Source organism: Escherichia sp. MAL-1, assembly GCF_052948035.1.
Map to the genome: position 1 here is coordinate 3,692,180 of NZ_CM129609.1, position 21,257 is coordinate 3,713,436.

19 protein-coding genes and 1 pseudogene are annotated in these 21,257 nt (G+C 51.9%); 5 read left to right on the plus strand and 15 right to left on the minus strand.

The features are described 5' to 3' along the window. Positions 1–6: 6 nt before the first annotated feature. From yajC to queA, 3 genes are read right to left on the minus strand one after another with little or no spacing between them, the layout of a single operon-like run. On the minus strand, positions 7–339 hold the full coding sequence (gene yajC / locus ACU8XX_RS18400) for a preprotein translocase subunit YajC (protein ID WP_000007629.1): 333 nt from the start codon (positions 337–339) through the stop codon (positions 7–9). Positions 340–361: 22 nt separating this feature from the next. Continuing rightward, complete coding sequence (gene tgt / locus ACU8XX_RS18405; RefSeq protein ID WP_000667319.1) at positions 362–1,489, minus strand: tRNA guanosine(34) transglycosylase Tgt; 1,128 nt, start codon at positions 1,487–1,489, stop codon at positions 362–364. Between the two features lie 55 nt (positions 1,490–1,544). Then, a complete protein-coding gene (gene queA, locus ACU8XX_RS18410; protein ID WP_001266503.1) occupies positions 1,545–2,615 on the minus strand; it encodes a tRNA preQ1(34) S-adenosylmethionine ribosyltransferase-isomerase QueA in 1,071 nt (356 codons plus the stop codon). Between the two features lie 92 nt (positions 2,616–2,707). Here queA and acpH point away from each other — a divergent pair, with 92 nt between their 5' ends. After that, positions 2,708–3,289 carry an ACP phosphodiesterase gene (gene acpH / locus ACU8XX_RS18415; RefSeq protein ID WP_001009885.1) on the plus strand — a complete coding sequence of 194 codons (582 nt, stop codon included), beginning with the start codon at positions 2,708–2,710 and terminating at the stop codon, positions 3,287–3,289. Between the two features lie 4 nt (positions 3,290–3,293). Here the strand turns inward: acpH and malZ are convergent, their stop codons facing one another. The 5 genes from malZ to phoB form a co-directional block, all read right to left on the minus strand. Further along, positions 3,294–5,111: a maltodextrin glucosidase gene (gene malZ / locus ACU8XX_RS18420; protein ID WP_001300528.1), complete on the minus strand. Its 1,818-nt coding sequence runs from the start codon at positions 5,109–5,111 to the stop codon at positions 3,294–3,296. Between the two features lie 155 nt (positions 5,112–5,266). Further along, the gene (proY, locus tag ACU8XX_RS18425) at positions 5,267–6,640 is read right to left on the minus strand and encodes a proline-specific permease ProY (RefSeq protein WP_001295329.1); all 1,374 of its coding nucleotides are present in this window, start codon (positions 6,638–6,640) and stop codon (positions 5,267–5,269) included. Between the two features lie 75 nt (positions 6,641–6,715). After that, positions 6,716–8,035 carry a branched-chain amino acid transporter carrier protein BrnQ gene (gene brnQ, locus ACU8XX_RS18430; RefSeq protein WP_000149639.1) on the minus strand — a complete coding sequence of 440 codons (1,320 nt, stop codon included), beginning with the start codon at positions 8,033–8,035 and terminating at the stop codon, positions 6,716–6,718. Positions 8,036–8,441: 406 nt separating this feature from the next. After that, the gene (gene phoR, locus ACU8XX_RS18435; protein WP_000893603.1) at positions 8,442–9,737 is read right to left on the minus strand and encodes a phosphate regulon sensor histidine kinase PhoR; all 1,296 of its coding nucleotides are present in this window, start codon (positions 9,735–9,737) and stop codon (positions 8,442–8,444) included. A gap of 57 nt (positions 9,738–9,794) precedes the next feature. Beyond that, complete coding sequence (gene phoB / locus ACU8XX_RS18440; RefSeq protein ID WP_000113933.1) at positions 9,795–10,484, minus strand: phosphate response regulator transcription factor PhoB; 690 nt, start codon at positions 10,482–10,484, stop codon at positions 9,795–9,797. 189 nt (positions 10,485–10,673) lie between these two features. Here phoB and sbcD point away from each other — a divergent pair, with 189 nt between their 5' ends. From sbcD to araJ, 3 genes are all read left to right on the plus strand, one after another. After that, positions 10,674–11,876, plus strand: coding sequence for an exonuclease subunit SbcD (sbcD, locus tag ACU8XX_RS18445; protein ID WP_001221324.1), 1,203 nt, complete (start codon positions 10,674–10,676; stop codon positions 11,874–11,876). After that, a complete protein-coding gene (sbcC, locus tag ACU8XX_RS18450; protein ID WP_000698909.1) occupies positions 11,873–15,019 on the plus strand; it encodes an exonuclease subunit SbcC in 3,147 nt (1,048 codons plus the stop codon). Before sbcD ends, sbcC begins: the two co-directional genes overlap by 4 nt. 125 nt (positions 15,020–15,144) lie before the next feature. Beyond that, the gene (araJ, locus tag ACU8XX_RS18455) at positions 15,145–16,329 is read left to right on the plus strand and encodes an MFS transporter AraJ (protein WP_001306939.1); all 1,185 of its coding nucleotides are present in this window, start codon (positions 15,145–15,147) and stop codon (positions 16,327–16,329) included. A gap of 140 nt (positions 16,330–16,469) precedes the next feature. Here the strand turns inward: araJ and mak are convergent, their stop codons facing one another. Continuing rightward, positions 16,470–17,378: a fructokinase gene (mak, locus tag ACU8XX_RS18460; RefSeq protein ID WP_112033929.1), complete on the minus strand. Its 909-nt coding sequence runs from the start codon at positions 17,376–17,378 to the stop codon at positions 16,470–16,472. 124 nt (positions 17,379–17,502) lie between these two features. Between mak and rdgC the strand changes: the two genes are divergently transcribed. Further along, positions 17,503–18,414, plus strand: a complete 912-nt coding sequence (gene rdgC, locus ACU8XX_RS18465; RefSeq protein WP_001298537.1) for a recombination-associated protein RdgC — start codon at positions 17,503–17,505, stop codon at positions 18,412–18,414. A 77-nt stretch (positions 18,415–18,491) separates the two neighbouring features. On the opposite strand, the gene ACU8XX_RS18470 is transcribed toward rdgC, so the two are convergent. From ACU8XX_RS18470 to aroL, 6 genes and pseudogenes are all read right to left on the minus strand, one after another. Continuing rightward, positions 18,492–18,575 (minus strand): protein YkiD, encoded by an 84-nt coding sequence (locus ACU8XX_RS18470; RefSeq protein ID WP_120795376.1) that lies wholly within the window; start codon positions 18,573–18,575, stop codon positions 18,492–18,494. Next, positions 18,572–18,913: pseudogene (locus tag ACU8XX_RS18475) on the minus strand (DUF2773 domain-containing protein); the annotation flags it as partial. The pseudogene ACU8XX_RS18475 and the gene ACU8XX_RS18470, both read right to left, overlap by 4 nt. 147 nt (positions 18,914–19,060) lie before the next feature. Beyond that, positions 19,061–19,345, minus strand: a complete 285-nt coding sequence (gene ppnP, locus ACU8XX_RS18480) for a pyrimidine/purine nucleoside phosphorylase (RefSeq protein WP_000941942.1) — start codon at positions 19,343–19,345, stop codon at positions 19,061–19,063. A 71-nt stretch (positions 19,346–19,416) separates the two neighbouring features. After that, the gene (locus ACU8XX_RS18485; protein WP_001276420.1) at positions 19,417–20,094 is read right to left on the minus strand and encodes an AroM family protein; all 678 of its coding nucleotides are present in this window, start codon (positions 20,092–20,094) and stop codon (positions 19,417–19,419) included. Positions 20,095–20,351: 257 nt separating this feature from the next. Next, complete coding sequence (gene yaiA / locus ACU8XX_RS18490; protein WP_016241936.1) at positions 20,352–20,543, minus strand: protein YaiA; 192 nt, start codon at positions 20,541–20,543, stop codon at positions 20,352–20,354. 49 nt (positions 20,544–20,592) lie between these two features. Further along, entirely contained in the window at positions 20,593–21,117 is a 525-nt protein-coding gene (aroL, locus tag ACU8XX_RS18495; protein ID WP_000193393.1) for a shikimate kinase AroL, read from the minus strand. Between the last annotated feature and the right edge of the window lie 140 nt (positions 21,118–21,257).

Here is a 21,257-nt window from a genome sequence, read left to right on the forward strand (position 1 = left end):
TTTTAATTACAGCGCCTTCATGGTGCCTTTCGGCAGGACGGCAGCTACGAAGTCACGTTTAATAACTACTTCAGTGGTGTCATTCAGCGCGATAGCAATGTAGCCGTTTTCCGCTACTTTGGTTACGCGACCAACCAGGCCACCGTTCGTCAGAACTTCATCACCTTTGGCAATGGAGTCCATCAGCTTTTTGTGTTCTTTGGTGCGCTTCTGCTGTGGACGCAGGATCATGAAATAGAAAATCAGACCGAATACCACCAGCATCAAAATCAAAGACATCGGGCTACCTTGCGCCGGTGCACCCGTTGCCGCTACCGCATCAGAAATAAAAAAGCTCATTAAATTTCCCTCATTATTAATATTAATCAACGTTCAAAGGTGGTACTTCTCGCCCCTGACGCTGGTAAAAATCAGTTACGAAGCTCTCTAATTTACCCTCTTCAATAGCCTTGCGTAAACCCGCCATCAAACGCTGGTAGTAACGAAGGTTATGAATGGTGTTGAGTCGCGCGCCTAATATTTCGTTGCAACGGTCAAGATGATGCAAGTAAGCGCGTGAATAATTGCGACAGGTGTAGCAATCACACTCAGGATCGAGTGGGCCAGTATCGCTCTTATACTTCGCATTGCGGATTTTCACCACGCCATCGGTCACGAACAAATGACCATTTCGGGCGTTGCGGGTTGGCATTACGCAGTCAAACATATCGATACCACGACGTACGCCTTCAACCAGGTCTTCTGGTTTACCAACGCCCATCAGGTAACGCGGTTTGTCTGCCGGAATTTGCGGGCATACATGCTCCAGAATGCGGTGCATATCTGCTTTCGGCTCACCCACAGCCAGACCGCCGACAGCGTAGCCATCAAAACCGATATCTACCAGACCTTTAACAGAAATATCACGTAAATCTTCGTAAACGCTGCCCTGGATGATACCAAACAGCGCATTTTTGTTTCCGAGACTGTCAAAACGCTCACGGCTACGCTTCGCCCAACGCAGAGACATCTCCATGGAGCGTTTTGCGTAATCCCAGTCAGCAGGATACGGCGTACACTCATCAAAGATCATGACGATATCCGAACCAAGATCGTACTGAATCTCCATTGATTTTTCAGGATCGAGGAAAATCGGATCGCCGTTGATCGGGTTACGGAAGTGCACGCCCTGTTCGGTGATTTTACGAATATCGCCAAGGCTGAAGACCTGGAAGCCGCCGGAGTCGGTGAGGATCGGCCCCTTCCACTGCATAAAATCGTGCAGATCGCCGTGCAGTTTCATGATTTCCTGGCCCGGGCGCAGCCACAGGTGGAAGGTGTTGCCGAGGATAATTTGCGCGCCAGTGGCTTCAACTTCTTCCGGCGTCATCCCTTTTACGGTGCCGTAGGTGCCAACAGGCATAAAACAAGGCGTTTCCACTACGCCACGATCAAAGACCAGGCGGCCACGGCGTGCGCGACCGTCGGTGGTGTCCAGTTCAAATTTCATTTTTTCTCCACTACGTCAGAAAAACAGTCCAACGTTTTAAACCAGCGCCGCGGAATTACTCCCCGACGCGCTCATTAATTGCCTGCGGATTGTACGTGATAAACATCGCATCACCGTAACTAAAAAAGCGATATTTCTCTTCTACCGCTGCTTTATAGGCGTTCATGGTGTGTTGATAACCGGCAAAGGCCGAAACCAGCATAATCAGCGTCGACTCTGGCAAGTGGAAGTTCGTCACCAGCGCATCGACCACTTTGTACTGGAAGCCCGGATAGATAAAGATTTGGGTATCGTCGAAGAACGGTTCAATGAGATCGTTTTTCGCTGCCTGAGCCGCGCTTTCCAGCGAACGTACTGAAGTGGTGCCAACCGCAATCACCCGGTTACCGCGCGCTTTCGCCGCCAGTACCGCGTCTACCACATCCTGCGGTACTTCAGCGTATTCCGAGTGCATGATGTGATCTTCAATGGTGTCGACGCGCACCGGCTGGAAGGTGCCCGCACCAACGTGCAACGTCACAAACGCCATCTCCACGCCTTTGGCGCGCAATTTTTCCAGCAAAGGCTCGTCAAAATGCAGACCTGCGGTCGGGGCTGCAACCGCGCCCGGTTTTTCGCTATAAACGGTTTGATAAAGTTCGCGGTCAGCGTCTTCGTCCGGACGGTCGATATACGGCGGCAGCGGCATATGGCCGATGCTGTTGAGAATATCCAGCACCGAGCGTTCATCATTAAATTCGACTTCAAACAGTGCGCCGTGGCGCGCGGTCATTGTTGCGTTAATACTTTCGTCATCGCCCAGCAGCAGTTCTGCGCCAGGTTTTGGCGCTTTCGAGGCGCGAATATGCGCAAGAATGCGTTTGTCGTCGAGCATCCGTTCAACCAGCACTTCAATCTTGCCGCCGCTGGCTTTACGCCCAAACAGGCGCGCCGGGATCACGCGGGTATTATTAAAAACCAGAAGATCGCCGGGGTTGAGCTTATCAAGTAAATCGGTGAAAGTACCGTGCGTCAGCGCGCCCGTCGGCCCGTCCAGCGACAGTAAACGACAGCTACTGCGTTCAGGCATGGGATAGTGGGCAATCAGGGATTCGGGCAATTCAAAGGAGAAATCGGTAACGCGCATGACACTGACTCAGACTAAAATAAGAGGCGGGTAGTCTAGTGCCGGGGCGCTCTCCCTGCAACCTTTACCCCCTTTTGGATAGAATATAATCGATGAATTTTTTAGCTCACCTGCATTTAGCCCATCTCGCGGAAAGCTCGCTTTCCGGCAATTTACTGGCTGATTTCGTACGCGGAAATCCTGAAGAAAGTTTTCCGCCCGACGTCGTGGCTGGCATTCATATGCATCGACGTATCGACGTATTGACTGACAATCTGCCGGAAGTCCGCGAAGCACGGGAGTGGTTTCGTAGTGAAACGCGCCGCGTTGCGCCTATTACGCTGGATGTCATGTGGGATCACTTTCTTTCCCGCCACTGGTCGCAGCTGTCGCCGGACTTTCCGCTACAGGAATTTGTCTGTTATGCCCGCGAGCAAGTGATGACGATTTTGCCGGACTCACCGCCACGTTTTATCAATCTGAACAATTACTTGTGGTCAGAGCAGTGGCTGGTGCGCTATCGCGATATGGATTTCATCCAGAACGTGTTAAACGGCATGGCAAGCCGCCGCCCACGTCTGGATGCCCTGCGTGACTCCTGGTACGATTTAGACGCTCATTATGACGCCCTCGAAACCCGCTTCTGGCAGTTTTATCCGCGGATGATGGCGCAGGCGTCACGCAAGGCGTTATAAAACGTTAGTTCATCCATACCGTAGCCGAAATGGCAGGCAAAGCCAGAATCCCGTCAGTCAGTTGCCCATGCCCTTCTTTGCATTGCCATTGCACGGCATTGAGAAACGGTGACGCGGGTAGCACCACTTCACAGGCCTCGCCACGGTTGATTGCCACCAGTACACGTTGCTGATTCAGCACGCGGACAAATACCACCACGTTATCTTCCGCATACAGCACCTGACAGCCGCCATGACGTAGCGCCTGACTTTTCTTACGCAGCGCAATCATTCGCTGGTACAGCGCGAATAACGCCGTATCCTGCTTTTCCACCTGCCAGGGGAACGGTTTACGGCAAAACGGATCGTTTTTGCCATCCAGTCCTACTTCATCACCGTAATAAATGCACGGTACACCAGGCCAGGTGAACAGCCAGACCACCGCCAGCGGCAGGCGCGCAATATCCCGACCGAGCAGCGTTTTAAATCGCGCAGTATCGTGGCTGTCGAGCTGATTAAACATACGTAATTGTTGTTGATGAGAAAGCCCTGCGCGGTAATTATCCATCCAGGCCATACAGGTTTGGGCATCAATTTGCTGCGGATCGTAAGAGATATCGGTATTGGCAAGAAATCCCCACAACGGGAATGTGAAGCCACGATAGTTCATGGCGGCATCTTCCACATCGGCCTGTAACCATTGCCGTGCATCGCCAAAATGTTCGCCGACAATATACGCTTCCGGCTGGGTTTCTTTCGCCGCTTCGGTGATCCCAGCAACGTGCTGCATATTATTGCGCGCCCCACCCGCCTCCCCCAGCATATGCACCACATCCAGCCGCCAGCCGTCCATACTCCACGGCGCTTTCAGCCAATGGCGGACAATACTGTCTTCCCCGCGATAAATTTCATTCACCAGACTTTCCGACTGATAATCCAGCTTCGGCAAGCTGGCATAGCCAAGCCAGTCGAGCGCCGTGCCATCATCACTAAACGAGTACCAGTCGCGCCAGGGCGATTCGGGGTTGTGACAAGCTCCCCCCGTGCCACGATTGTGCCTGTCAAACCAGGCATGGGAATCGCCACTGTGGTTAAACACGCCGTCCAGCACCAGCCGCATTCCCAGCTGCTGCGTATTGTGTCGCAAACGCAGCAACGCCCCATCACCGCCAAACTGCGGATCGACATGGCGATAATCCTCGGTATCGTATTTATGTACGCTGGGAGCTTTAAACACCGGATTGAGATACAGCGCTGTCACGCCAAGCTTTTTCAGATACGGCAGTTTTTCGCTTATCCCGTCCAGATCGCCGCCATAGAACGTTGATCCGCCCGCCTGCGCCGTGACCGGTTCATCCCAGTCACGCAAGATGATCTCTTGTCCGGCTGCATGATGGTAATAGACATGATCCTGTTCAGCTTCACGAGGAAGACTACGCGCAAAACGATCAGGGAAGATCTGATAAAAAATCTGATCCGCAGCCCATTGTGGGCCGATATCCGGTACATCGACGGCAAACTGCTCCAGTCGTGCCGGCGGCATTCGGCTGAAGCCCTGCGGTGTAAACCAACGCTGGCGATCGTGCCACAGCAGTTTGAAACTGTAACGCCGCCGGGGTTGTCCGCTGGAGAGATCAATCGCCGCACGCCATGCGGTGACGCCTGGCTGCGGCTGACTGCGCTGCTTATGCATTGGTACTGACATTTCTTCGTTATCGTGTTCTGTACGCAGCATAATGCGCTGCGGTGGGTCTTCGCCCGTCAGCCACAGTGTTATGAGCAGTTGATCTTTGCTTTGTTTAACAAATGGGGGCACCGGCAGGTGCCATGCATTTAACATCATAATTCCCCTGTGATGAAAATCTGATCACCTTGCCATAGCCTAATGCAGGATCACTCATCATCTGAAGGATATTTGGGGGAGGAGGACGGGGGCGGATAACTTTCGGAATAGCCGGATCAGGATTTCCTCCTGAACCGGCTTACAGAACGCAAGTATTATTGGTTTTCAGCCAGCTGACGATCGTGGCGACGCTTAAACATCCAGCCAATCAACAGCACAACAATCCACGCGAAACCGACATACAGCGAGATACGCGTATCCGGGTGATAACCAATCAACCCGATAATAAAGAGCAGGAAAATCAGCCCGCCGATGGTCGTTGCTACCCCACCCGGCACTTTAAATTTCAGCGCCTTAACTTCTTCTGGCGGCAAACGGCGACGGAAGGCAATTTGCGACAGCAGGATCATAATCCACACCCACACCGTGGCGAAGGTTGCCAGCGAAGCGATCACCAGGAAGACGTTTTCCGGCATGATGTAGTTCAGATACACCGCAAACAGCAGCGCGGTAGTCATCACCAGCACCGTAACCCACGGAATACCGCGACGCGACGTTTTGCTGAAAATTTTCGGCGCGCTGCCCTGCTCTGCCATACCGTGGAGCATACGGCCTACGCCAAATACATCACTGTTAATTGCCGACAGCGAAGCAGTCAGCACAACAAAGTTAAGAATGCTGGCGGCAAAGGTAATGCCCATATGCTGGAACGTCAGCACGAACGGGCTACCGGCAGTGCCAACCTGATTCCACGGGTAGATAGACATAATGACGAACAGCGTACCGACGTAGAACACCAGAATACGCATCGGCACGGAGTTAATCGCACGCGGTATCGATTTCTCAGGATCTTTCGCTTCACCGGCGGTAATCCCGATAATTTCGATCCCACCGTAAGCAAACATCACCATTTGCAACGACATTACCATGCCAAGCCAGCCGTTACTGAAGAAGCCGCCGTTGCTCCACAGGTTATGAATACCGGTCGGTTGCCCGCCGTTGCCAATCCCCCAGATGATGATGCCGAAACCGGCGACAATCATGATGATGATGGTGGCGACTTTAAAGAACGAGAACCAGAATTCCAGCTCACCGAATACCTTCACGCTCATCAGGTTTACGGCGCAAATGATCAGCACCACGCTCAGTACCCAAATCCAGTGCGGCACCGTCGGGAACCAGACACCCATATAGATACCAAAAGCGGTCACATCGGCGATGGCGACAATAAGGATTTCAAAGCAGTAGGTCCAGCCGGTAATGTAACCTGCCAGCGGGCCGAGGTTTTCCTGCGCATAACGCGAGAAAGAGCTGGCGGCCGGGTTATGTACCGACATTTCCCCCAGCGCACGCATAATGATATACGCCGCGATACCACCGATAATATAGGCCAACAACACGCTCGGACCGGCCATTTTGATGGCGTCTGCCGAACCGTAAAACAGCCCGGTGCCAATTGCTGAACCCAGTGCCATAAAGCGTATGTGGCGGGTACTTAGCCCACGCTTTAGCTTGTTCTTACTTTCCATCAATTCCTAACCCATCAACACAATAAAAAACCACGGGGCATCGCAGCCCCGTGGTTAAAACAAATGTTCAGTGATTTAGTGAGCGCTGGAGGTCACCTGACGACCTGCCGCGCGATCCCAGATAATGGCCAGAACCACCATCACCACTGTTGGCATTAACCACGCCAGACCTTGTTCGGCCAGCGGTAAACGCTGCGCCCAGGACGGTAAGATATCGCTGAATGCAGATGCTTTGATCCCGTCGAGAATACCAAAAAGCAGGCTGATAAACATCGGCGGAGCAATCACGCGGGACGAATTATGCCACCATGAGCGTGTAAAACTTAATACAACCAGTGCGATACACGGCGGATAAATAGCGGTCAGCACCGGTACGGAGATCTGGATCAGCTGGCTTAAGCCGAGGTTAGAAACCACCATCGAGAAGCCGCCGAGGATAAACACCAGCGTACGATAAGAGAGCGGTACGTACTGGGCAAAGAATTCTGCACAAGCACAGGTCAGGCCAACTGCCGTTACCAGGCAGGCGATGAAGATTAACGCCGCCAGCAGGAAGCTACCGCCGCCGCCAAAGGTGTGCTGAACGTAAGCATGCAGAATAGCAGCGCCGTTTGCAGACTGATCGACCAGCGACGCGCTGTCTGAACCCAGACGGAACAGCGCGAGGTACAGCAGAGTCAGACCAACACCCGCCATCAGGCCAGCCCAGACGGTATAACGGGTCAGTAGGCGCGCTTCGGTAACGCCACGAGAACGCGCCGCGTTAACAATAACGATACCAAACACCATTGCGCCCAGCGTATCCATGGTCAGATAGCCGTTAACGAAACCGTTAGAAAACGCAGCGTTTTGATAAGCCTCAGTCGCCGTGCTGATAGAACCCGCCGGCCAGACAATCGCGGCAACAGACAGGATGACCAGCGCGATAATTTTCAGCGGCGCAAGGAAGTTGCCCACGGTATCCAGCAGCTTGCCCGGATAGAGCGAAACCAGAATAACGATAGCGAAATAGACCAGGCTGTAGATAAACAGCGGCAGCGCGGAATCACCCGTCAGCGGCGCAATCCCCACTTCAAAAGAAACGGTAGCTGTACGCGGCGTAGCGAAAAGCGGCCCCACCGCCAGGTAACAAACCGTTGCCAGCAGTACGCCAGCGACTTTACCGATTGGCGTGCTGAGGCTGTCAACACCGCCGCCAACTTTTGCCAGCGCCACTACTGTTAATACCGGCAGGCCAACGGCAGTAATGAGGAAGCCGAATGCCGCAGTCCAGACGTGTTCGCCTGCCTGTAAGCCGACCATTGGAGGGAAAATAATGTTACCTGCGCCGACGAACAACGCAAATGTCATAAAGCCCAGAGCGATGATATCGCGCGATCTTAATTGATGGGTCATAAATCATACTGCCTGTGGATGTGGTGTTGTAACGTTAAATTTTTGTGCCAATCCCTGGGGATGATACAGCGGTATATTTAAACAATTTTAGCGGGAAATACTCCCAACCAGGCGCGGCGAAGAATAGTTTTTCGATTTACCGCGTTAATGCAGTCAGTATGACAGCACCTGAAGCGCAATTTAAACGCTTATAACGTTTTAAAGCAAGGAGGGATCTAAAAACCAGAGGTATATAGCGATAAGAAATCACCAACCAGTATAAAACACTATTTCCGTGAAAAAGACATGGCTAATCATGCGAACAAAAAATCACCAACCGTTGTAAAATCTAACGCCCGTATTTTGACTGCAAAGAAAATAAGCCAGCATCGACTGGCTTATGGCAATAAAAGATGACAAAGGCGGATTAATCGCTGTTTTTGGCAATTAAACGTTCCGGGATAACAAAACTGAAACGTGTTCCTTTTCCTACTGTACTCTCAATATTCAGGCGACTTTCGTGATGATTCACCGCATGTTTCACGATCGCTAACCCTAATCCGCTACCGCCGGTTTGCCGGGAACGCGCTTTATCAACGCGATAAAAACGCTCGGTCAGGCGCGGAATATGCTCCGGTGCAATGCCCGGTCCGTTATCTTCAACGCTAAATTCGGCACCGTGCGGCACTCGCTGCCAGCGTACGGTGATATGCGTGCCTTCCGGCGTATGATTCACGGCGTTATAGACCAGGTTCGAAATCGCACTGCGTAGCTGATCTTCATTGCCAGACACCTTGAGGCCGTTATCTATCTCAAAGGTAAATGTCTGTTTTTTCTGACTCAGAGTCTGAGCCTCGCGCTCAACAACGCGCAGCATCATCGGCACATCAACCTTTTCATTGAGCAAATGCGTCGGCGCGGCTTCAATTTTCGACAGCGTCAGCAATTGCTTCACCAGCCCTTCCATCCGCTGGGTCTGCTCGCGCATGGTGTGCAACGCTTTTTCGCGTACCGCGCCTTCCAGCGGCTGCTCATCCATCATCTCCAGGTAACCCTGTAACACGGTCAATGGCGTGCGTAACTCATGGCTTACGTTGGCGAAAAAGTTGCGCCGCGCCCCTTCCAGTTGATGCATTTGCGTGACATCACGCGCCACCATCAGCAACTGTTTGTGGGTATAAGGCATGACGCGAATTTCCAGATGCCGCCCGGTGTTGAGCACCAGATTGAGCGGGCGAGAAAAATCACGCGTTTTCAGATATTGCGTAAACTCCGGGTAACGCAGTAGGTTAAGGATGTTCTGCCCGTTATCTTCCGGCCAGCGCAAACCAAGAATTTGTTGCGCCAGACCGTTACACCAGAAAATACCGCCCTCTTCCGTGGTCAGCACCACCGCGTCGGGCAGCGACTCCGCGCCGCTACGAAAGCGTTTAATCAGATTGCCCAGTTCACGGCGGCGTTTTTTATTTCGCAGCTGCATCTGGTGTAAGCCGTATAGTAGCGGTTCCCAGCTACCACGCCCCGGTGGCGGGGTCATACTGCGATCCACCCACAGCCACCATGAAAGGCGCAATAAATTCCAGAAATGCCAGATAAGCAGTCCTGTTACCGATGCCAGCAAAAACCAGGGCAGGTAACCAAAAAATGCACCCAGGATGAAAGCCGGGAGGCAGCAAAGTAGCAGCTCCAGCACCAGCCTTTTCCACGACAGCCGTTCCAGCACGTAAGATACTCCAGTTAAGAAATCATAAGCCCTGCTCTGCGTCCGATGAGCAAGGCGTTAAAAGCGGGTTGAAAAACGATATCCTGTACCGCGCACGGTCTGCACCATGCGGTCATGCCCGCCGGGCTCCAGTGCTTTACGCAGGCGACGAATGTGGACATCGACCGTGCGGTCTTCCACATACACGTTAGTTCCCCAGACGTGGTTTAACAGCTGCTCGCGGCTGTACACGCGCTCAGGATGCGTCATAAAAAAGTGCAGCAGTTTAAATTCTGTCGGCCCCATCTCCAGCGGCTCTTCGCCCGCCATCACTCGGTGAGATGTCGGGTCGAGACTTAATCCCTGCATCTCAATCACCTCTTCCACCGCCATTGGCGAAATACGGCGCATTACCGCTTTGATTCGCGCCACCAGCTCCTTCGGCGAAAACGGCTTGGTGATATAGTCATCCGCGCCGGTTTCAAGGCCGCGCACGCGATCTTCTTCTTCCCCTCTGGCGGTCAACATCACCACTGGAATATCCCGGGTCATCGACTCGCGCTTGAGGTGTTTTATGAACTGGATACCGGAGCCGCCAGGTAACATCCAGTCAAGGAGAATTAAATCCGGCCAGGGTTCATTCAGTTGATTCACAGCACTGTCATAATCTTCCGCTTCGACCGGCTGAAAGCCATTTTGTTCGAGCACGAAGCAGACCATTTCGCGAATTGGAGCTTCATCTTCTACGACCAGAATACGTCTCGCCATGATTTGCCCTGTTGTAATAAATAGGTTGCGATCATTAATGCGACGTCATTATGCGTCAGATTTATGACAGATTTATGAAAAGCTCGTCGCACATATCTTCAGGTTATTGATTTCCGTGGCGCAGAAAAAAGCAAATGGCACATCTGTTTGGGTATAATCGCGCCCATGCTTTTTCGCCAGGGAACCGTTATGCGCATCCTTCACACCTCAGACTGGCATCTCGGCCAGAACTTCTACAGTAAAAGCCGCGAAGCTGAACATCAGGCTTTTCTTGACTGGCTGCTGGAGACAGCACAAACCCATCAGGTGGATGCGATTATTGTTGCCGGTGATGTTTTCGATACCGGCTCGCCGCCCAGTTACGCCCGCACGTTATACAACCGTTTTGTTGTCAATTTACAGCAAACTGGCTGTCATCTGGTGGTACTGGCAGGAAACCATGACTCGGTCGCCACGCTGAATGAATCGCGCGATATCATGGCGTTCCTCAATACTACCGTGGTCGCCAGCGCCGGACATGCGCCGCAAATCTTGCCTCGTCGCGACGGGACGCCAGGCGCAGTGCTGTGCCCCATTCCGTTTTTACGTCCGCGTGACATTATTACCAGCCAGGCGGGGCTTAACGGTATTGAAAAACAGCAGCATTTACTGGCAGCGATTACCGATTATTACCAACAACACTATGCCGATGCCTGCAAACTGCGCGGCGATCAGCCTCTGCCCATCATCGCCACGGGACATTTAACGACCGTGGGGGCCAGTAAAAGTGACGCCGTGCGTGACATTTATATTGGCACGCTGGACGCGTTTCCGGCACAAAACTTTCCACCAGCCGACTACATCGCGCTCGGGCATATTCACCGCGCACAGATTATTGGCGGCATGGAACATGTTCGCTATTGCGGCTCCCCCATTCCACTAAGTTTTGATGAATGCGGTAAGAGTAAATATGTCCATCTGGTGACATTTTCAAACGGCAAATTAGAGAGCGTAGAAAACCTGAACGTACCGGTAACGCAACCCATGGCGGTGCTGAAAGGCGATCTGGCGTCGATTACCGAACAGCTGGAACAGTGGCGCGATGTATCACAGGAGCCACCTGTCTGGCTGGATATCGAAATCACTACTGATGAGTATCTGCATGATATTCAGCGCAAAATCCAGGCATTAACCGAATCATTGCCTGTCGAAGTATTGCTGGTACGTCGGAGTCGTGAACAGCGCGAGCGTGTGTTAGCCAGCCAACAGCGTGAAACCCTCAGCGAACTCAGCGTCGAAGAGGTGTTCAATCGCCGTCTGGCACTGGAAGAACTGGATGAATCGCAGCAGCAACGTCTGCAGCATCTTTTCGCCACGACGTTGCATAGCCTCGCCGGAGAACACGAAGCATGAAAATTCTCAGCCTGCGCCTGAAAAACCTGAACTCATTAAAAGGCGAATGGAAGATTGATTTCACCCGCGAGCCGTTCGCCAGCAACGGGCTGTTTGCCATTACCGGCCCAACCGGTGCGGGGAAAACCACCCTGCTGGACGCCATTTGTCTGGCGCTGTATCACGAAACTCCGCGCCTCTCTAACGTTTCACAATCGCAAAATGATCTCATGACCCGCGATACCGCTGAATGTCTGGCGGAGGTGGAGTTTGAAGTGAAAGGTGAAGCGTATCGCGCGTTCTGGAGCCAGAATCGGGCGCGTAACCAGCCGGACGGTAATTTGCAGGTGCCACGCGTAGAGCTGGCGCGCTGCGCCGACGGCAAAATTCTCGCCGACAAAGTGAAAGATAAGCTGGAACTGACAGCGACGTTAACCGGGCTGGATTACGGGCGCTTCACCCGTTCGATGCTGCTTTCGCAGGGGCAATTTGCTGCCTTCCTGAATGCCAAACCCAAAGAACGCGCGGAATTGCTCGAGGAGTTAACCGGCACTGAAATCTACGGGCAAATCTCGGCGATGGTTTTTGAGCAGCACAAATCGGCCCGCACTGAGCTGGAGAAGCTGCAAGCGCAGGCCAGCGGCGTCGCGTTGCTCACGCCGGAACAAGTGCAATCGCTGACAGCGAGTTTGCAGGTACTTACTGACGAAGAAAAACAGTTACTTACCGCACAGCAGCAAGAACAACAATCACTAAACTGGTTAACGCGTCTGGACGAATTGCAGCAAGAAGCCAGCCGCCGTCAGCAGGCCTTGCAACAGGCGTTAGCCGAAGAAGAAAAAGCGCAACCTCAACTGGCAGCGCTCAGTCTGGCACAACCGGCACGAAATCTTCGTCCGCACTGGGAACGCATCGCAGAACACAGCGCGGCGCTGGCGCATACTCGCCAGCAGATTGAAGAAGTAAATACTCGCTTACAGAGCACAATGGCGCTTCGCGCGAGCATTCGCCACCACGCGGCGAAGCAGTCAGCAGAATTACAGCAGCAGCAACAAAGCCTGAATACCTGGTTACAGGAACACGACCGCTTCCGTCAGTGGAACAACGAACTGGCGGGTTGGCGTGCGCAGTTCTCCCAACAAACCAGCGATCGCGAGCATCTGCGGCAATGGCAGCAACAGTTAACCCATGCTGAGCAAAAACTTAATGCGCTTGCGGCGATCACGTTGACGTTAACCGCCGATGAAGTTGCTACCGCCCTGGCGCAACATGCTGAGCAACGCCCACTGCGTCAGCACCTGGTCGCGCTGCATGGACAGATTGTTCCCCAACAAAAACGTCTGGCGCAGTTACAGGTCGCTATCCAGAATGTCACGCAAGAACAGACGCAACGTAACGCCGCACTTAACGAAATGCGCCAGCGTTATAAAGAAAAGACGCAGCAACTTGCCGATGTGAAAACCATTTGCGAGCAGGAAGCGCGCATCAAAACGCTGGAAGCTCAACGTGCACAGTTACAGGCGGGTCAGCCTTGCCCACTTTGTGGTTCCACCAGCCACCCGGCGGTCGAGGCGTATCAGGCGCTGGAGCCTGGCGTTAATCAGTCTCGATTACTGGCGCTGGAAAACGAAGTTAAAAAGCTCGGTGAAGAAGGTGCGACGCTACGTGGGCAACTGGACGCCATAACAAAGCAGCTTCAGCGTGATGAAAACGAAGCGCAAAGCCTCCGACAAGATGAGCAAGCACTTACTCAACAATGGCAAGCCGTCACGGCCAGCCTCAATATCACCTTGCAGCCACTGGACGATATTCAACCGTGGCTGGATGCACAAGATGAGCACGAACGCCAGCTGCGGTTACTCAGCCAACGGCATGAATTACAAGGGCAGATTGCCGCGCATAATCAGCAAATTATCCAGTATCAACAGCAAATTGAACAACGCCAGCAACTACTTTTAACGACATTGACGGGTTATGCACTGACATTGCCACAGGAAGATGAAGAAGAGAGCTGGTTGGCGACACGTCAGCAAGAAGCGCAGAGCTGGCAGCAACGCCAGAACGAATTAACCGCGCTGCAAAACCGTATTCAGCAGCTGACGCCGATTCTGGAAACGTTGCCGCAAAGTGATGAACTCCCGCACTGCGAAGAAACTGTGGTATTGGAAAACTGGCGGCAGGTACATGAACAATGTCTCGCATTACACAGCCAGCAGCAGACGTTACAGCAACAGGATGTTCTGGCGGCGCAAAGTCTGCAAAAAGCCCAGGCGCAGTTTGACACCGCGCTACAGGCCAGCGTCTTTGACGATCAGCAGGCGTTCCTTGCGGCGCTAATGGATGAACAAACACTAACGCAGCTGGAACAGCTCAAGCAGAATCTGGAAAACCAGCGCCGTCAGGCGCAAACGCTGGTCACTCAGACAGCAGAAACGCTGGCACAGCATCAACAACACCGACCTGACGACGGGTTGGCTCTCACTGTGACGGTGGAGCAGATTCAGCAAGAGTTAGCGCAAACTCACCAAAAGTTGCGTGAAAACACCACGAGTCAAGGCGAGATTCGCCAGCAGCTGAAGCAGGATGCAGATAACCGTCAGCAACAACAAACCTTAATGCAGCAAATTGCTCAAATGACGCAGCAGGTTGAGGACTGGGGATATCTGAATTCGCTAATAGGTTCCAAAGAGGGCGATAAATTCCGCAAGTTTGCCCAGGGGCTGACGCTGGATAATTTAGTCCATCTCGCTAATCAGCAACTTACCCGGCTGCACGGGCGCTATCTGTTACAGCGCAAAGCCAGCGAGGCGCTGGAAGTCGAGGTTGTTGATACCTGGCAGGCAGATGCGGTACGCGATACCCGTACCCTTTCCGGCGGCGAAAGTTTCCTCGTTAGTCTGGCGCTGGCGCTGGCGCTTTCGGATCTGGTCAGCCATAAAACACGTATTGACTCGCTGTTCCTTGATGAAGGTTTTGGCACGCTGGATAGCGAAACGCTGGATACCGCCCTTGATGCGCTGGATGCCCTGAACGCCAGTGGCAAAACCATCGGTGTGATTAGCCACGTAGAAGCGATGAAAGAGCGTATTCCGGTGCAGATCAAAGTGAAAAAGATCAACGGCCTGGGCTACAGCAAACTGGAAAGTACGTTTGCAGTGAAATAACTATTCAGCAGGATAATGAATACAGAGGGGCGAATTATCTCTTGGCCTTGCTGGTCGTTATCCTGCAAGCTATCACTTTATTGGCTACGGTGATTGGTAGCCGTTCTGGTGGTTGTGATGGTGGTATGAAAAAAGTCATTTTATCTTTGGCTCTGGGCACGTTTGGTTTGGGGATGGCCGAATTTGGCATTATGGGCGTGCTCACGGAGCTGGCGCATAACGTAGGAATTTCGATTCCTGCCGCCGGGCATATGATCTCGTATTATGCACTGGGGGTGGTGGTCGGTGCGCCAATCATCGCACTCTTTTCCAGCCGCTACTCACTCAAACATATCTTGTTGTTTCTGGTGGCGTTGTGCGTCATTGGCAACGCCATGTTCACGCTCTCTTCGTCTTACCTGATGCTCGCCATTGGTCGGCTGGTATCCGGCTTTCCGCATGGCGCATTTTTTGGCGTCGGAGCGATCGTGTTATCAAAAATTATCAAACCCGGAAAAGTCACCGCCGCCGTGGCGGGGATGGTTTCCGGGATGACAGTCGCCAATTTGCTGGGCATTCCGCTGGGAACGTATTTAAGTCAGGAATTTAGCTGGCGTTACACCTTTTTATTGATCGCTGTTTTTAATATTGCGGTGATGGCATCGGTCTATTTTTGGGTGCCAGATATTCGCGACGAGGCGAAAGGAAAGCTGCGCGAACAATTTCACTTTTTGCGCAGCCCGGCCCCGTGGTTAATTTTCGCCGCCACGATGTTTGGCAACGCAGGTGTGTTTGCCTGGTTCAGCTACGTAAAGCCATACATGATGTTTATTTCCGGTTTTTCGGAAACGGCGATGACCTTTATTATGATGTTAGTTGGGCTAGGGATGGTGCTGGGAAATATGCTAAGTGGCAGGATTTCAGGACGTTATTCACCACTGCGCATTGCAGCAGTGACTGACTTTATCATTGTACTGGCACTGCTGATGCTCTTTTTCTGCGGCGGCATGAAAACAACGTCGCTTATTTTTGCTTTTATTTGTTGCGCGGGATTATTTGCCCTTTCAGCACCTCTGCAAATATTGTTACTGCAAAATGCCAAAGGCGGAGAGTTATTAGGTGCCGCAGGTGGGCAAATAGCGTTTAACCTCGGTAGCGCCGTCGGCGCATATTGCGGAGGTATGATGCTGACGCTGGGGCTGGCATATAATTACGTGGCGCTGCCTGCCGCCCTGCTTTCGTTTGCTGCGATGTCATCGTTGCTGCTGTATGGTCGCTATAAGCGCCAGCAAGCGGCGGATAGTCCGGTGCTGGCGAAACCACTGGGGTAGATTACTGTCACGGTGCGCGTTGCTTATTGCCGGATGCGGCGTGAACGCCTTATCCGGCCTACGGTTCTGGCACCTTTTGTAGGCCTGATAAGCCGCGGCAAGCGTCGCATCAGGCATGATGCGCCAATTGCCTACGTTTTTTACTCTTGTGGCCATAACCACGTAGCGCCGCGTACGCCGCTGGAATCACCGTGCTTCGCCTTACGCACCGGCGTTTCACATTCGCCGCCGAAGACAAATTGTTTAATCAACTGCGGAACCGTTTGATATAAACGGTCTACATTGCTCATCCCGCCCCCCAGGACAATTACATCCGGATCGAGAATATTCACGACATGTGCCAGCGATTTTGCCAGCCGCAGCTCGTAGCGACACAATGCCAGTTCCGCTACCGGATCGCTTTCTTCAACCAGGCGGATAATTTCACTGCCTTTCAGCGCATGTCCGCTCAAACGACGATAATCCGTCGCGAATCCCGTGCCCGAAATAAAGGTTTCAATACAACCTTGTTTACCGCAATAACAAGGGACTTCCTCGCGATAACGCAGTTCGTCTTCGTCCATCCACGGTAGCGGATTGTGTCCCCACTCACCTGCCGTGCCATTGCCGCCGATATGCGCCCGCCCATTGAATGCCACGCCCGCGCCGCATCCCGTGCCGATAATCACGGCAAATACCGTCTGCGCTCCCGCTGCCGCGCCATCTACTGCTTCTGAAACCGCCAGACAGTTAGCGTCATTTGCCAGCCGCACTTCCCGCTGCAACCTCGCGCTTAAGTCTTTATCGAATGGCTGACCGTTGAGCCAGGTTGAATTGGCATTCTTCACCACACCGGTGTAAGGCGAAATTGAGCCAGGAATGCCCATACCTACCGTTCCGCGCTGTCCCGTCGCCTGCTCCGCCATATCAACCAACGTGGCGATCGTTTCAATAGTCTGCCGGTAATCATCACGCGGCGTGGGCAGACGATGGCGGTACAACTGCTCCCCTGCATCGCCCAGTGCAATCACTTCAGTTTTGGTGCCGCCTAAATCGATACCTATACGCACGGTACTCTCCTTATTTTTTTCAATATCAATAGCGTAGAGACGGACAACCGGATTGGCAATGCAAGGCCGCCGACAATTCGTTATCATGCCCGCTAAATTTAACGACAAGGCCGTGGAAATTATCATGCTGTGGTTCAAAAATTTAATGGTTTACCGTCTTAGCCGCGAGATTTCGCTGCGTGCAGAAGAGATGGAAAAACAGCTAGCCTCGATGGCATTTACCCCATGCGGCAGCCAGGACATGGCGAAGATGGGCTGGGTTCCTCCGATGGGATCGCACAGCGATGCGTTAACGCACGTTGCCAATGGTCAAATTGTTATCTGCGCGCGCAAAGAAGAAAAAATCCTCCCGTCTCCGGTGATTAAACAGGCGCTGGAAGCGAAAATCGCCAAACTGGAAGCGGAACAGGCGCGTAAGCTGAAGAAAACCGAAAAAGATTCGCTGAAAGACGAAGTGCTGCACTCTCTGCTGCCGCGTGCTTTCAGCCGTTTTAGCCAGACAATGATGTGGATCGACACGGTTAACGGTTTGATTATGGTGGACTGCGCCAGTGCCAAAAAAGCGGAAGATACGCTGGCATTACTGCGTAAAAGCCTGGGGTCGTTACCGGTTGTACCATTGAGCATGGAAAACCCGATTGAACTGACGCTGACCGAATGGGTTCGCTCCGGTAGTGCGGCACAGGGCTTCCAGCTGCTTGATGAAGCCGAGCTGAAATCGTTGCTGGAAGATGGCGGCGTGATCCGCGCGAAGAAACAAGATCTGACCAGCGAAGAGATCACCAATCACATTGAAGCCGGAAAAGTGGTGACTAAACTGGCGCTCGACTGGCAGCAGCGCATTCAGTTTGTGATGTGCGACGATGGTTCGCTCAAGCGTCTGAAGTTCTGCGACGAGCTGCGCGATCAAAACGAAGATATCGACCGTGAAGATTTCGCCCAGCGTTTTGATGCCGATTTCATCCTGATGACTGGTGAACTGGCAGCGTTAATTCAAAACCTGATTGAAGGATTAGGTGGCGAAGCACAACGTTAATTGCTGATTTTCCTTTAATGCCGGATGCGACGCCTGCCGCGTCTTATCCGGCGTACGAAGCCACACCAGGCATATAATTATTCGCTACGGCGAGCAATAATTTTTAGCGCAGCAATATTATGCGTTTTACGCTGTAACTTGCTCCATGGACGTTGTGTCATTGTTTTTCCTCAAGCCGGTGACGCGCTTCACTGCGAATTTTCCGCGTTGCCCCGGTTTTCACTAAATCACGTAACAGCGAAAGATCGGGTTGTTCGACAAATAAGAGTAATGATGGATCCTCTTTTAACCACGCCGTTTTCACATCGGCAGCCAGCTGTGGATTATTAATAGCCAGCGACCGATCCTGAGGCTCAGTCAATGTCGTTAACAACAACGCCGGGGTATGTGCGTTGCGCAATGCCGTTTGGCGTAAATGATCATTGCGACTTTGCAGCAATGCACGCCACCATTCATCATCTGATTTATCTTTTATCGTAGCCAGTTCCGCAACAATATCTGGAGATCTTCACTGATATTTATATCAACCTTGATAAATTATGAATATATCGGAAATTGAAAAAATCGCAGCAAAGGAAATATTATTATGGGTTAAAGAAAGGATATTTCAGAAAAATGCCCTCCCGTTCAAGGGGAAGGCGAGGAATTACAGATAGCGGCACAGATAAGAGGTGGGTTCGGCAACTTGCAGATGAAACTCACTGTGACCGGGAACATTAAACACCGAACCGGCTTCATACACCTGCCAGTCGGTCGCGTCAGGCAGTAACACATTCAGCGCGCCACTGATTACCGTCATCTCTTCCGGCTCAGCGGTGCTGAAGGTGTATTCGCCTTCAACCATAACACCCACGCTGGCGCGACCAGTGCTGCTGCTGGAAAAGCCGATTGATTTCACTTTGCCGGAAAAGTACTCATTACTTTGAAGCATAAACTGGCCCTGTTTGGTAGTTGAACATCTACTTCACTATAGGGGCCAGAGGCGCTGGCTGTCACGCAAAATTACACCAGTAATTCCGCAGCCAGCCGTGCAATCAATACGTTAGACAGCAAGACAGGAACATCGAGCTGTTTTTGCAGTAAATCGCGATGACGTTGGTGAAATCCTAAACAATCCAGCATGATGACATCAGCCCCTTTTGCCAGTAATTCTTTCCCGGCATCAATGATTTTTTGTTCTGAATCATGAATGGGGTTACCCAATGAAAATACCGGCGATTTCTGCAAAATTTGCCATTTTTGCGCCTGAACGGGCAGCATCTCCTCAACCGGAACGATAACCCCCACCTGATGATCTTCAACAATAGAGGAAACCAGTGGAGGCAATATTCGCGACGGCTCAAGAAAGATCGTATTACGCGCAGTCATACTACTAATGTTTGCTGTACTCATTAATAAAATGACGTCATAACCCTGATTATCGAGCACTTCAACCACACCTTGCAGGTCTCGCTCCACTTTACGACGCGAAACATGGGCCAGCTGGTTGTCATTTAATAATGTGAGAATGGTGTCTTCGCCTGCTTCTGGCGCGTACTCCGCCATCACTTCTTCACGACTTAACTTCCCCAGCAGGCTATGATGGGAAATATTATCTTCGTCAATGTATTCCGTCAGGAGCGGCAAAACTTCCTGCATAGGTACAATGCCGATGGTCAGGATCGCCAACGACGCACTCATTGTTCTTCCACCTTACTTTTCTTTCGTCGTTAATTACCGGGCAAGTGTGAAGCACCACTGCTGACACTTACTTGTGCTACAAATGACAAAAAGCGTAGCAGCAGACGTGCACGGCATAATGTAAAGATTCCAAATGATTCCAGTAATGGATTGTTATTGTTTAATATTCTAATTATTAGAAAAATATGAATTATGAAAAATGTGACGCAGATCCCTTGTAGTGGCACTCAGAATCCCTTCCGAGCAGTCTGATGCGGTCACTCTTTGTCAGGGTCCTCATAGCGTTTTTTCGCATCCATCGCTTCCTGAGCGGTCGGATGTTCACTGATCAACGAGTCTGGTTTAGGATGATCGGCTCTGAGTTGGTACGAGGTTACCGTCTGTCCTGGTTTTCCTTTTTCAATCGTCACTATATATGCTTCACGAGGATAAGGCGGTTTCGTTGGCATCGTTCTTCCTTATTTCACGGGATGAACGTTAAGTATAGGCGCTCTAAAATCAACAATTGATCGTCTGTGCCAGGGCGCTGCGAATTTCAGAAATCACCTGGCTGGGTTCGTTTGTTGCGTCGATGATAATATGCGCAACTTCGCGATATAGCGCATCGCGTTCTTCCAGCACTTCCTGAACTTCTTCGCTCAGAGGTTTTCCCGTTAAGGTTGGCCGTAAATCTTCTTCCGGTGCAGCTTGCAGTCGGTTAACCAGGACTGAAACTGGCGCACACAAATAAACCACGATTCCGTTATTTTGCATGAAGTGACGATTAAATTCCGTCAGAATAATGCCGCCGCCTGTAGCGATAACGGTGGATGGCGCAGTTACCGCTTCCAGCGCCGCCGTTTCTCTGGCGCGAAATCCCGCCCACTCTTCCCTTTCGACGATCTCCGCGACCGTCATATTGAGCTGTGATTGCAACCACTGATCGGTATCGACAAACCGACGGTTAAGCGAATCGGCAAGGGCCATTCCGACCGTTGTTTTACCACAGCCCCGAGGCCCGATCAGAAAAAGAGGTTGTGTCATCGTGGGTTTTCCCCAATAGGTCGCAATGCGGCGAAAGCCGGTGTCATGAGAATAGCGATCATACCATCAAACTAGTACAATTTCGATTGTAAAGAAAAAATTCCACTTAAAGTGAAAATCTCAATACATTTCTTACTATA